11 protein-coding genes are annotated in these 12616 nt (G+C 56.2%); all 11 read right to left on the bottom strand.

Annotated elements, in window-relative coordinates; translation table 11 throughout:
* Positions 1 to 18 precede the first annotated feature (18 nt).
* The gene (gene tssH / locus BJP35_RS21975) at positions 19 to 2634 is read right to left on the bottom strand and encodes a type VI secretion system ATPase TssH (RefSeq protein ID WP_047744815.1); all 2616 of its coding nucleotides are present in this window, start codon (positions 2632 to 2634) and stop codon (positions 19 to 21) included.
* Between the two features lie 34 nt (positions 2635 to 2668).
* Positions 2669 to 3712, bottom strand: coding sequence for a type VI secretion system baseplate subunit TssG (gene tssG / locus BJP35_RS21970; protein WP_025203894.1), 1044 nt, complete (start codon positions 3710 to 3712; stop codon positions 2669 to 2671).
* Positions 3709 to 5580: a type VI secretion system baseplate subunit TssF gene (gene tssF, locus BJP35_RS21965; RefSeq protein WP_047744816.1), complete on the bottom strand. Its 1872-nt coding sequence runs from the start codon at positions 5578 to 5580 to the stop codon at positions 3709 to 3711. Before tssF ends, tssG begins: the two co-directional genes overlap by 4 nt.
* 2 nt (positions 5581 to 5582) lie before the next feature.
* Positions 5583 to 6146, bottom strand: a complete 564-nt coding sequence (gene tssE / locus BJP35_RS21960) for a type VI secretion system baseplate subunit TssE (RefSeq protein ID WP_047744817.1) — start codon at positions 6144 to 6146, stop codon at positions 5583 to 5585.
* Positions 6139 to 6951, bottom strand: a complete 813-nt coding sequence (locus BJP35_RS21955) for a type VI secretion system accessory protein TagJ (RefSeq protein ID WP_041162721.1) — start codon at positions 6949 to 6951, stop codon at positions 6139 to 6141. Before BJP35_RS21955 ends, tssE begins: the two co-directional genes overlap by 8 nt.
* Before the next feature lie 9 nt (positions 6952 to 6960).
* Positions 6961 to 7947 (bottom strand): hypothetical protein, encoded by a 987-nt coding sequence (locus BJP35_RS21950; protein WP_047744818.1) that lies wholly within the window; start codon positions 7945 to 7947, stop codon positions 6961 to 6963.
* A 16-nt stretch (positions 7948 to 7963) separates the two neighbouring features.
* Positions 7964 to 8761: a PP2C family serine/threonine-protein phosphatase gene (locus BJP35_RS21945; protein WP_086463564.1), complete on the bottom strand. Its 798-nt coding sequence runs from the start codon at positions 8759 to 8761 to the stop codon at positions 7964 to 7966.
* Positions 8758 to 10542 (bottom strand): type VI secretion system-associated FHA domain protein TagH, encoded by a 1785-nt coding sequence (gene tagH / locus BJP35_RS21940; protein WP_047744819.1) that lies wholly within the window; start codon positions 10540 to 10542, stop codon positions 8758 to 8760. Before tagH ends, BJP35_RS21945 begins: the two co-directional genes overlap by 4 nt.
* An 89-nt stretch (positions 10543 to 10631) precedes the next feature.
* Positions 10632 to 11048: a hypothetical protein gene (locus BJP35_RS21935; protein WP_032680802.1), complete on the bottom strand. Its 417-nt coding sequence runs from the start codon at positions 11046 to 11048 to the stop codon at positions 10632 to 10634.
* A complete protein-coding gene (locus BJP35_RS21930) occupies positions 11042 to 12031 on the bottom strand; it encodes a hypothetical protein (RefSeq protein ID WP_086463563.1) in 990 nt (329 codons plus the stop codon). The genes BJP35_RS21935 and BJP35_RS21930 overlap by 7 nt, the downstream gene beginning before the upstream one ends.
* 71 nt (positions 12032 to 12102) lie before the next feature.
* Entirely contained in the window at positions 12103 to 12585 is a 483-nt protein-coding gene (locus BJP35_RS21925; protein WP_014884229.1) for a type VI secretion system tube protein Hcp, read from the bottom strand.
* Positions 12586 to 12616 lie beyond the last annotated feature (31 nt).

Genomic DNA, 12616 nt, shown 5'->3' with positions numbered 1-12616 from the left:
CAGTTCTCTTGATGATTATTACGCGGCAAACTGACAGTGAAACTCGCCCTGCTCACAGGTGACGTGCAGACGTCGGTACTGCTCATCGCTGCGGCTGGCGGTAAGTAATATCTGGCTCATCTGAGGCAGCAAGGTGTTTGTCAGAATAGCGTCCACCATGCGGCCGCCAGACTCCACCTCGGTACAGCGCTGAACAATTTGTTCCACCACGCTGTCATCAAACTCGGAAATAATATTGTGATTCTCTTGCAGACGACGCTGAATGCGTTTGAGCTGCAGGCGGACAATCTGCCCCAGCATCTCGTCGCTCAGTGGATAATACGGCACCACCAGCAGACGGCCCAGCAGCGCTGGCGGGAAGACCTCCAGCAGCGGCTGACGCAACGCGCCGCTTAACGCCTCAGGCTCAGGCATCAGTTCCGGATCGGCACACATGGCGCTGATCAGATCGGTGCCGACGTTGGATGTCAGAATAATGATGGTGTTACGGAAATCAATATGGCGGCCCTCGCCATCTTCCATCCAGCCTTTATCGAAGACCTGGAAGAAGATTTCATGTACATCCGGGTGCGCTTTTTCAATTTCGTCCAGCAAGACCACGCTGTACGGGCGACGGCGAACGGCCTCGGTTAATACCCCGCCTTCACCATAGCCCACGTATCCCGGAGGCGCACCTTTTAAGGTGGAAACGGTGTGGGCTTCCTGGAATTCACTCATGTTAATGGTGATAACGTTCTGCTCACCACCATAAAGCGATTCCGCGAGCGCCAGTGCGGTTTCCGTTTTCCCCACGCCGGACGGGCCACAGAGCATAAATACGCCAACAGGTTTGTTCGGATCGTCGAGTTTTGCCCGCGAGGTTTGCACGCGACGGGCAATCAGATCCAGGCCGTGACGCTGGCCGATGACGCGCTGGTTGAGGGTATCAGCCAGGTTGAGCACCGCATCAATCTCGTTTTTCACCATCCGGCCCAGCGGGATACCGGTCCAGTCAGAGACCACCGCCGCCACCACATTTTCATCCACCGCCGCAAACAGCAGCGGCTCGTCGCCCTGTAAAGCGTTGAGCGCCTGCTGCTGCGCGTTAAGCGCGCTGCGCAGTTCGCCGGTCTCGTCATCACCCGCGGCAAAAAGCGCGGCACGCAGGCGGATGATTTCAGTCACAAGAGCACGTTCCTCTTCCCAGCGCTGGGTCAGGGCTTCGCGCTTTGTTTCGTATGTATCGCGCTCGGCGGTCAAGGCTGCGACGCGCTCCGGATCGCCGGCACCCACGCGCGCTTCGCGTCCGGCAATCTCGATCTCCACATCCAGGGCCGCGAGATGGCGCAGGCAATCTTCCAGCTGTGCCGGTGGCGCGCTCTGGCTGACCGCCACGCGGGCACAGGCAGTATCAAGCAGCGCAACGGCTTTATCCGGCAACTGGCGTGCCGGAATATAACGATGTGAAAGCTTGACCGCCGCGCTGACCGCTTCGTCGAGAAGCAGTACCTGGTGATGCGTCTCCAGCGGTGACACGGTGCTGCGCAGCATCAGAATGGCTTTGGCTTCGTCCGGCTCGTGAACCTGTACCGTCTGGAAACGACGGGTCAGCGCCGGGTCTTTCTCGATGTATTTTTTGTATTCCGCCCACGTGGTGGCCCCGATGGTGCGCAGTTGCCCGCGCGCCAGAGCCGGCTTTAACAGGTTAGCGGCATCACCGGTACCCTGCTGGCCGCCTGCGCCAATCAGGGTGTGGATCTCATCGATAAACAGAATGACTGGCGTAGCGCTGGACTGCACTTCATTAATCAGGGCCTGTAGACGCGCTTCGAACTCGCCTTTCATGCCTGCGCCAGCCTGCAGCATGCCGATATCCAGCAGCCAAAGCTGAATATTCTGCAACGGTGCCGGCACGTCGCCTTCGGCGATACGCAGCGCCAGCCCTTCCACCACCGCCGTTTTGCCAACGCCAGCTTCCCCGGTCAGCAGCGGGTTATTCTGGCGACGGCGCATCAGAATATCGACCATCTGGCGGATCTCTTCATCGCGCCCGACAACCGGGTCAATCTTCCCTTCACGGGCGCGCGCAGTCAGGTCCTGACCATACTGGGCTAACGTCCCCTGTGCGGCAGGCACCGTACCGGCTGGCGTATCCGCGGCAGCGGCCGCCTGCTGCGTCTCTTTGCTCTGAGCGCAAATCGCATCAAACTGCTCGATCAGCACGTCGACGTTAAGGCGGGTGAACTGCGCCGAGATGCTTTTCAGCACGTTAGCCAGATTCCAGGTTTTCAGGATGCCAATCAGTAAATGCCCGCCGCGAATACGGCTGACGCCATACTTCAGCGAGCCAAACACCCACGCGCGCTCCACGGCGCTGTCGATATGTTCTGACAGATCGGAAACAGAACTCGCGCCACGTGGCAGCGCATCCAGTGCGGCCACGATATCGCGCGTCAGCTGCTGTTCATCGAGGGCAAAATGACGAATCACCTGTTGCAGATCGCCATCCTGCTGCTGCATCAGTTGATGCAGCCAGTGCACCAGTTCAACATAGGGGTTGCCGCGCAGCTTGCAGAACGCGGTGGCGCTTTCCAGTGAGGTAAATAACAGCGTATCCAGTTTGCCGAAAAGCACGGCACGGCTGATTTCTGACATGTTCGGTTCCGTTGATAACAATGCGTTAGAAAAATTATCGCTCTGCGCGATACACCAGATCGCCACGTGGGACAGGCTGAGGCTGAAGGCCCAGCCAGGTGTTGTAACCTAACCGCCCGGCGCTACCGAGCGAGGCACCCTGCACCGCGTCGGCGCGCAGAATAACCCGAGTTTCCCATTCAAATTCCACCCCTGCGTACTGGCGTACCCAGTCGCGCAGTTCAGTGACCCACGCTTCGCCTGGCAGGAAGCGGTTGTACTCTTCCGCGCTCAGTGGGCCGATTTCGATACGAAACTTGTGCTGCACGTCGCGCACCGCAACGCCGAGAAAAGCGGATTCTCCCATCCGCGGCAGACGACGCCCTTCACCCAGTTGCGCCTGTTCCCGCGGCGAAAGCGGCATCCACTGCGCCACGTTCGTGACCAGTTTTACCGGGGCGTGAAAATAGTTGCGCAGGATCTTCTCCAGCCCTTCCGGATCCCGGGCGTGACGTGTCAGGTGTCCGGCGTGAGTAAAACGGGCATGTGCGCTCAGGCTGCCTTTGGTCATCTGCCCCGGCTGGCCCATGCCGATCAAGGATGCCAGATACCCCTCAAAGCGTTTATTGTCCGCTCGGTCAAGAGAGACGGCGGGCTGCGCATCAGCCCAGGCACGGTAAAACAACAGCGTCAGGCGATGATGGAACAGATCGGCAAACGCGCTCAGGCTGGTGTCCTGATGATGATGAATACGCTCCCTGGCGTACTCTGTCATATGGACGGGCAGCGGCCCATTTGGACCAAACAGACCGAAGCTGAGGATAGACACCTCGTGCAGCCCGTTCTCTTCACGCTGGCGCACCTGCGCGAGGGTTGACGGCGCAAAGCTCATCGATGGCTGCTGACCGATACGTAACGGTTCAAATTTCGGCAGCGGCGCGCGCCCCAGCGGATAACGTTCACCGCCCTGGGCATCAATGCGTCTTAATAGCTGGAACAGATCGTAGCGCCACGGCGTCTCTCGAACGCCGCGCCAGAAAGCGTCCGGCAACGGCGTCAGGCGATGGACACGCAGCGGCGCGGAGGCGACTTCGCTCATAGTAGTGCCCTTTTCCCCATACGCGGTGCCCAGTAGCCAATCTCACCGCGCTGCTGACTCTTCAGCGTGAATTCAGTAAAGCTGTTGATGGACACCAGACGGGCAAACAGGCGTTCCAGCACGCTGCCGAAAAGCCAGGGGCTGGCGCCGGAAAACGCACGCTCATCCACCGTCAGAGTAATGCCGATCCCGCGCGCAAAGACCACCGGACCCGGCTCCGGGACGCGACGGTGAACTGGCACCAGCACGCAGTGGCGAACGCCCTCAACCTGACGCGCAACCGGCGTCTCCGCCAGGTTAGCATACAGCCCTAACAGCTGACGCAGGGCGGCGGCACCCTCTTCGTTTTCGCTGTCCATCAGGCTGAGATAGTTCATCTGCAGCTGGCTGATCAATCGCCAGGTGCTAAACCCTTCGGCCAGAGCCGGGCGTGGCGGCGTTGGGCCTTTTCGCAGGGTCAGGGATTTCACCGGCATGGAATCGGCCATGATGAACTGTCCGAGCTCCTGCTGAAGCATCAGCGGCAGGTCGCGGCTGGTGCACAATACTTCCGCGGAGATATAGCGCAGATTTTCCTGCCAGGGTGCATGCTGTTCATCCACCAGCGAAACAAAGACTTCGGAGCCGATATAACCGGTGCGGGTGCCGTAGCGCAGGGCATGTTCAGAGAGCACTCGCTGCTCGCGGCGCAGGGAAAAATAGGCGCCATAGTTGCCCGCATCACCGCTCCAGGTGCTCCAGAAAGGACGAAACGTCTGGTCGTCACGCTGGCCGTCGGCACTGCCGAAGATTTTGTTTACCGCATAAATTTCATAATCCAGGGGACGGATGTTATCCACCACCAGATGATATTCATGCTGGCTCTCACTCAGCTTCTGCCGCGCCGCCACTTTCGGGAAAAGGTTGATCACCGGCGTGCAATGCATCGCCAGATGGCTGGCATCAACCACCCGCTCCAGCTGCTCATCGCTTTTATCCAGCAGGATGAAAATATCGAACGCTTTTTCATTTTCACAGCGCTGGATAAGCTTGCCCAGACCGCTGAGGCTGATAAAGCGGAACCGTGCCGGAAACGCAAAGTATTCCTGCAGCAGACGATAGCCGTCAAAGTTGCGCAGGTCGTCCGGAAGCAGCGCCTGGTCCGGCTCAAACCCTTCCTGTCGTAAGGCATCCGCAGAGAGCAGCTGTCGCTGCGGGTGCTTGCTAACGGTCTGGCAGACAATCCCGGCGTGGTGCTCCATGACCAGCTCAAGCAGCTTGAGCGCTTCAATATCCGGGCCGCTGAGGAAAAACTCCAGACGGTCAAAATCCAGATGCCCAAGATGCTGCGGGCCATCGCAGGCAATGCGGATCCGTAACGCGCTGTTGATCCCCCGCTGGCTCAGGCCCAGCTGCGCCAGCGGCAGATCGGCAGGCACACCGCCCAGCTCGACCTTATCGATTTTCAGCGGCAGTAGATTAACTTCATGCGCCGTGGTGTAGCTGCAGGTGACCCCGGTCTTTTTCAGCGCCAGGCTGTCCATCATGGTGCCGCGCGGCACCTTAAAACCGTTGCTCAGATCGCCACGCGTGCTGTCGGGCTGGATTTCAGCAATCGCCATTGAGGGGGTTGGCGCGAGATAGTTTGGCGCAATCATTTCCAGCAAACGCTGGGAGAAGCGCGGGAACTCCGCATCCATTTTCATTTGCACGCGGGAGGTCAGGAACGCGAACCCCTCCATTAGGCGTTCTGTATACGGGTCCGCCACTTCGATGCCGCGCATGCCCAGTCGACCCGCAACTTTGGGATAGCGCTCGGCAAATTCAGCGCCCATTTCACGCAGATAGGCCAGTTCACGGTTGTAATATTCGAGCAGTTTACTTTCCATGATCACCCCGCATCTTTCAGTTCAAAATGGCCGTTTTCCAGATCGACATCGGTGCGAAACAGAAACTCCAGCGGGTACGGCACACACCACAGACGCCCTTTTATCTCAATGGACAACACGTTGTGCAGATCCAGTGACGAGGTGTCTGACACGCAGCGGACCTGCAGTCCCTGCGGCAAAATACGCGGTTCAAAGTGAATGATGGCCTCGGTAAGCTTGCGCTGAATGTCGTGCCATTCAATGTCTGACATTCTTTTCCCGGCCAGCGGCGCGACGCCAAAATTAACCACCGAGCGGTTCACATGCGGCAGCGCGCTCAGGTCACCGGATGCGTCATGGTTGATGGTGTTAAACAACCACTGCAGATCCCGCAGCACGTTGCGGCGCAGGGCGGCGTGGGTAATCAGATTACTGTTGGCGGACTCGCGTTTTTTTTCCGGATCGTTATCGGTGAGGCGATCCAGCAGCGAGGGCTGCATTTTATCGCGTGCCCCCACCTTCTCCTGCTTGCTGCGGGCTTGCCAGCCGCTGCGCAGCAGATCGCCTTCGCCAGCGGGATTACTCATGGGCTCCATCCGCAGCAAACGTCACCAGGTTCAACGACAGCAATGGGCTTTCGCTTTGCTCGCTAAGCCAGGCTTTCTGCCCCATGCCTTCATACAGCGTGCCGTCATTGTCGAGCGGCAGCCATTCGGTGGTGCGCGCGAGCTTAACCGCGTCAGACGCATCCGCTGCGAAAGGATAGCGCGCCGGGATCTGGCAAACCTGTTCGGTACCGTCCGTCAGGCGCACCAGCGCATGACGCCACACCAGGTCAGTCACGCTGGCAGGGGCCTGGAAACGGATCTCGGCGATGGCGTTAAACGGCAGCCAGAAATAACGGCCGTTGACGATGGTTTCACACACGGGCCCCAGACGAGCATCGCCGTCCATCAGCCATGCGAATGCCTGCGTCTCGTCATTCTCAAGCGTGATTTGCCCCGCCGTTGCCTGCGCCTGCTCAAGGGCTTCCAGACGCAGCGCCTGAGCACGCTCTCCCGCGTCATTAAGCGCGGCGGCAAGCGTGGTAAGCCACGGCCACTGCGTTTCAGGCATGGCAGGACGAGCCTGCCCCGCCATCACCTGCGCGCGCTGCAGCTCCCCCTGGATGGACTGCTCCAGCAGGGTAACGGTTGGTTTAGCCTGGGGCTTAAGTGCCAGCCAGCTTTTCAGCTGAGTCAGGGCACGCGTCCAGTTACCACTGAGGGTCAAAAACTGCACAAACGCGGCGCGGAGATCGGCATCGGCCGGACGGGCTTTGATCTCAGCTTCAAGACGCACCAGCGCGTCACTCAGCGATTCACCCGCCAGGTGTTGATAGAGCGTATTCATAGCCATTCCTTAGTTTGCCGCGCGCCAGGCGCCGACTGCCGGATCGCGCAGCTGAGGGCGCAGGGTGTCAATCAGGACGATATTGAGCGTTGTGCCAGGAGTAACCCAGGCGCCCCAGATTTTTTTCACCGCAGCGATACGCGCCTGCAGTTTTGCATCGTCGCTGGCGGTCTCTCGTGAAATCTCCACGGCCACCGTGCCGTTGCTTTTCCAGCCGTTGAGGCTGCTGTCGTAAGGCAGGATCATCCAGCTCTGGTCGCTGTTGGAGGTGCTGAAAACCATGCGCTCTTTGTTGACAGAGGTGATCAGCGCGTTTTCCGGGTCGGCACTTTGATTCAGTCCCATGACCGGGAAGCCGTGAATGTAGGTCACCGGTATCTCTTTTTGTCCACCATTACGGGACTGGGAGATAACCGTGTGACCACTCAGCCAGCTCCCGTTTCCGCAGCGGGTGGTGTCTGAATCCGGAATAAAGAGCGCCGGAGCAGACGAGCCCCCTTCCCAGAAGGTACGCAGATGGCAGCCGTCCTGAAGGGTAAATTCCTGCCACGGCGTGCGATCGGCAGCAACCGTGTGGGTTTCCGCGTTCTGGTCCGGCGGCAGCAACGCACCGCTGGCCGGAGTACTCACTGGCGCAGTCTGCTGCTGTTTTACCACCAGCGCCCAGTCCTGCGCTTTGCCTGCTGTCCCCTGCGCCAGCGTCGTCCCGGACGGATCGTTCAGCGTCCAGCTCAGTTTACTGACTTTGCTGCACTGGTGTTCCAGCAGCGAGCCCAGACGCGGGACAAAGTTCTCCAGAACCGAAACGTCTTTGTTGCCATTCGCCACGATACGCAGCGCAATCTCTGACTTACACCAGCTCTGTGGGGTGTTGTCTTTGATGTCATCAATCCAGATATCCAGCTTCTGCGCAGGAGACTGCACGATGCGGAAATTCTCAGCCTGCGCGGTGGACGCCACCGCCAGAAGTGCTAAACCCGATAGCCAAAGTTTCATATCGTTCCTTGTGTGTCTAATCAGTTCCGCAGGGAAGAAATTGTGCTGCGTCAGAAAGCGTATGCAGCAAAGTGGTGTCCTGAGGGTTGCCCATCCATACCGCCAGGGCGGTATAGTTATCCTGAGCATTCCTCTCCTGTTCGCCATTCTTTTGGATGATTTGGTTCATTAAGGTCAGCCACTCTTGTGGCGTGTTAACCATGTGCAGCGACTGTTTCATCTGTTCTTCGCTGACGCCGTGCCAGAAACCGTCTGTACAGAGTAGAAATGCATCTCCGTCTTCGACCTGCACCACATCGCTGTAGCTCGCTTCTGGCCCACCGTTTTCAATACCCAGCGCCAGATAGAGCAGATTGCTGTTGAGGTTATCGGTGTCGTGCCCTGCATCTTTCATCTGCTGAACCAGGCTGTGATCGGTGGTGACATGCCACAGCCAGCCCCGGCGAAACAGATACAGGCGGCTGTCCCCGGCATGTGCCCAGTAGGCCAGCCGGTAATCTCTGTCGATAAACAGACTGACCAGCGTGGTGCCCATTCGACGATAATCCTGAACCGCCTGCTGTTCGCTGAGAATGGTGCGATTCGCCGTTTGCACATAGTCGCGAATATGCTGCGCGTTCAGGTGCTTGTCGCCATCGAAGCGGGAGATAATACTGTTGCGGGCCAGTTCAGCGGCCACCTCACCGCCCGGCAGACCAGCGATACCATCACAGACGACAAAGCAGGCTGAACGTTCCCCTATGGTTTCTCCCGTCTGATCCTGGTTGCTGGCGCGCGTCCCCTGGCGGGAGAGAGAAGCCGTTGCGATATTCATTTTTCTTCCGATCCGCTCTGTGAGTCTTTGTACTGATTTACCTCCATGTCATAAGCATGAAGGAAGGCTTCGCCAAACAGGGTGTGGAAGTCATCCTCAATCTCGCCTGCCGTTTCACCGTAGCTGCGGACAAAGTAGTCCCACAACGCGGCTTTGCGGCTGCCCGGCAGCGCCAGCCGGGAGGTCATCCCGTTCTGCTTCGCCTGCTCTTCCAGCTGTTCCGGGTTGAAGGATTGCAGCATGGCGGCAATGATTGCGCGGATACCGGAGATCATACCCAGCTGATGCGCCTGCAGATCGATCAGCGCGTCACGCACGGATTTTGTCGGCGGCATAAAGCCCGGCATTGGCGTACCGAACATCTGGATCAGAACGGTTTTCCCGGTCGGCAACAGTTTGAACGGGTTGTTGGCATCATCAAGTACCATGGTCATATCGGCTTTTACGCCGCGCTTGAGAATGGAGCGCGAAGAAAGCAGCGCCACGGTGCCCTGAGAGAACATGCCCAGAATTTGCCCCAGCTGACGCATATTTTCACGGTCAAACTGAGGGACGGGCTGCATTTCGCTGAGCCCCATCCCTTCCAGCAGTGCCTCAAGTAATTCGCCCTGCAGTACTTCACCCTTTTCGCCATTATGGGCTGCTGGCGACGCCGCGTTTTTGACCGGGTCAATACGCAAACGCCCTTTAGGTGCCTGGGCATTACTGCGCGCCACGGCCTGCGGGGTTGGCATGGTGAAGCCGGCATAATCCGGTCGCGCCGGCTCTTCTTCTTCCGTGCGCGGCGGCACCTGCGGCTCAGGAGCAAACAGCGGAGAAGCGGCAAGGACGTCCTCTTCCTGTTCTGCTTGCGGCTCTGGCGTCAGTTCTGGCTCAACGACGGTCTCTGGCTTATCGCCGACAATCTCATCCGGATGGGTTAACGGTGCCCCGCCCATCAACCCGAGGGGGTCATCATTTCGTGCAGCAGGTGCGCTGGCACTACCGCCAAACAGTGCCAGCGGATCGAGTTCATCCGTCTGCTCTTCTTGTGGCTGCGCAGGTTTAGCTTCATTGGGCGGCACCAGCGTAGACGGGGTGACGTCGTCAAAAATGCTCTCTTTTTTGAACAATGCTTCGTCACTGAACAGCGTATCCGGATCCACGTTCTTACGCTCAAGCTTCGGATCGCTGTCATTGAACATCGCCAGCGGATCTTCAGCGTTACGCTCAGGTGCGACAGGCTGGGAGAACGGATCGTGCGACGCTGCCGGCTGCGGCTTCGCCCGAGAACTGGAAATGCTGTCGGAGATAGAGAACTCCTGCATCAGGCTATCCCAGATTTCCGACGGCACAGCAGTCGGTTCCGCCTTCCCGCGCGGGGCGGCGCTCGCAGGCTTTGGCTGCGGGGCTGCCGCAGGGGCCGCGGCTGGACGCGCCTGCTGCTGCATGGTCGCCGCCATGCGGCTGACTGGCTGCGTATCATGAATCAGTTCGGTCACTTCGATACGGTAATCATCAATACCGAGAATGTCCCCATCCTGCAGCTCAACCTGACGCCCGCGCTCAAGCGGAATGTCATTCAATACCACGCGGGTGACGCTGCCACGGTTAGTGACGCGGCATTCGCCCTGGGCGTCAACGTGAACAATGGCCTGCAAACGCGAGATGGTGCGGTCATTGTCCGGCAATACCAGATTGTTATCCGTACCGCGCCCAATGGTGCCGCCCGGGGCATAAAAATCACAGCTGCTCTGCGGCGGCTGATGACCGGGTTTTGTAGAAATAATCGTGAATCGCATGGCGTATTCCTGCTGGTATGATTAGCGCTCAAACGCTGCCGCTCTCGGGGCGAGAACGGCGGCGTTTGAGGAAGAGAATATCAACAAAACTATTTAATGAAATTTACAAAAAATAATCCAACAATGAGCCATAGAGTGAATATTAATGCCTGCACTTTATAACGACGATGCAGTTTTAGCATCCAGGCAATTTTTTCATCTGGTAATGATTGAATATATTTATAAGCTTCTTCCTGCACCAGCCTGTCGCGAGTAAACTTCATCTTCACGCCCTTATGAAGACGAATAAACCAGATTATTTTTTGATAGTTTGCCAGTGATCCAAAAAAAGAAGCGTAATTTGTTACCAGATCGAGATCATAACCTTTGCGTCTGTAGTCAGAAAGGAGCTGATTATAGTCAGCCTCGTGTTTTTTAAAATAACGAGAACTAAACAGATCCATAATTACAACAACGAGAAACAAACCCACAGTAAGCAATAAAAGTAAATTCTCGAGATTTACCATAATTTATCCATCATATACTCTGTTGCTCCACCTGCTATTTCGCTACCAGCGTATCCACCCGCAGCCGCACCGACAATAGAGCATGCGAGCAATCCTACACCGCCAGTTGCAACTCCCAGCGCAACGCAAACTCCCGCCCCGGCTATGGCACCATATTTGCCACCGTAAATGCCACCAGCAAGACCTGCACCAAAGCTACTGTATTTTTTTACAGCAACTTTTGAGCAATTCTGCTCTCGTCCAACGGTACACGCATTGTAAACTTCATTGGTCGTATTTGCACCTGCAAAGCCTATTGCAAGCCATCCCCCCATTTTAAGAAAACGAGCGGCCTTTGAAGCATTATCAATGTATGTTGAATAACCCCGAATAGAACCAACACCGGCAGTGCTCCATTCATGCACAATTGATCTGCTCGATAAACCTAATGCATGTCTGAGTTCATTATAAGGTTTCATTTTAAGAGTTAATCTGGAAAGTTTATTTAATAAAACATCTAACTCAGAGAACAATCGTTGACGCTCAACAAAAAACTGTTGCCCTATTAATGTCCCTTGCGTTCTGTACTGATTTTGATAGGCCAACTCAATGGATTTTAATTTTTTTTCGATTTCACTGAAGTATTTGTCACCCGCATCAGAAACCACACCAAGGGACTTATCCATAAAGTTTGTGACTGCGGCAATTGTGCCATAGTGCTGAGAGAGGAAATTAGCCTCACCTGAATTAAGATCCGCCAGAGAACTATTAACTTTCTGTTTTGCGATTTGCAGTTGTTTAAGTTGCACTGCATTATTGTTTCCTGGATCATTGACAATTAACATTTGACCAGGTTTGGACCATTGAGTATCGCTATTAATTTGCATAAAATGACGCGCTGCATCGCTATTAGGATTATTAAACAGAAGCCTCGCCTGAAAATCCAACGTCCCGGGCTGCTGAACAATACAATACCCAGGTGCAACCATTGATTTTACGCTCATTACTCGATCTCTTTGCAAAGTTTTGACTAATACGTAGGGCCAGGGAAAAACTCCCCTGGCCACGTACGCAATTACGCTTCTTTGTTTTCTTTAATGTTCCAGCCAGCGCTGCTTTCAGCACCTTTACCACCAGCAGTGGTCTGCTCCCAGTACTGCTGTTTCACTTTCGCAGCCTGGAATGCATAGGTCACACCAACGGTGTCGCCGTTGTCCGCACCGGTGTACTGAACAGAAGTTACCAGCACATCTTCCAGTGTGATGCGGGTATATTCAACTTGCTGACCACCCGCTTTGCACACGGACAGTTCAACTTTAGTCAGGTGCTTACCGCTTGCGCAGTGTTTGAGAATTGCTGTAGTGGATTTGTCGATCAGAGCGTTAACGTGCAGATCGTTAAAGTTAACTTTACCGGCACCGCCGCCGCCACCAACACTCATATTACCTGGCTGGGAAGCGCCCCAGGAGAAGGAGGTAATATCAGTCCAGCCGGTGTGGTTAGAATCTTTAGATTCGCCCGTAACACCCTCGACCTTCAGAAACATATCAATAGCCATAATATCTACTCTTCGTGGATGAACAATATTG

It is taken from the genome of Enterobacter sp. J49 (assembly GCF_002148625.1).
Taxonomy (GTDB): Bacteria; Pseudomonadota; Gammaproteobacteria; order Enterobacterales; family Enterobacteriaceae; genus Enterobacter; species Enterobacter ludwigii.
Note: the sequence above shows the minus strand (reverse complement) of the source record. Positions and strands in the feature narration are given on the sequence as shown.

What these genes read in the sequence shown, in the direction of transcription:
- BJP35_RS21930 (WP_086463563.1), bottom strand. Translation starts at nt 12,031, where the DNA reads ATGAGCGTAAAATCAATGGTTGCACCTGGGTATTGTATTGTTCAGCAG.
- tssE (WP_047744817.1), bottom strand. Translation starts at nt 6,146, where the DNA reads ATGAGTAATCCCGCTGGCGAAGGCGATCTGCTGCGCAGCGGCTGGCAA.
- tssF (WP_047744816.1), bottom strand. Translation starts at nt 5,580, where the DNA reads ATGGAAAGTAAACTGCTCGAATATTACAACCGTGAACTGGCCTATCTG.
- tssG (WP_025203894.1), bottom strand. Translation starts at nt 3,712, where the DNA reads ATGAGCGAAGTCGCCTCCGCGCCGCTGCGTGTCCATCGCCTGACGCCG.
- BJP35_RS21955 (WP_041162721.1), bottom strand. Translation starts at nt 6,951, where the DNA reads ATGAATACGCTCTATCAACACCTGGCGGGTGAATCGCTGAGTGACGCG.
- tagH (WP_047744819.1), bottom strand. Translation starts at nt 10,542, where the DNA reads ATGCGATTCACGATTATTTCTACAAAACCCGGTCATCAGCCGCCGCAG.
- BJP35_RS21925 (WP_014884229.1), bottom strand. Translation starts at nt 12,585, where the DNA reads ATGGCTATTGATATGTTTCTGAAGGTCGAGGGTGTTACGGGCGAATCT.
- BJP35_RS21950 (WP_047744818.1), bottom strand. Translation starts at nt 7,947, where the DNA reads ATGAAACTTTGGCTATCGGGTTTAGCACTTCTGGCGGTGGCGTCCACC.
- tssH (WP_047744815.1), bottom strand. Translation starts at nt 2,634, where the DNA reads ATGTCAGAAATCAGCCGTGCCGTGCTTTTCGGCAAACTGGATACGCTG.
- BJP35_RS21945 (WP_086463564.1), bottom strand. Translation starts at nt 8,761, where the DNA reads ATGAATATCGCAACGGCTTCTCTCTCCCGCCAGGGGACGCGCGCCAGC.
- BJP35_RS21935 (WP_032680802.1), bottom strand. Translation starts at nt 11,048, where the DNA reads ATGGTAAATCTCGAGAATTTACTTTTATTGCTTACTGTGGGTTTGTTT.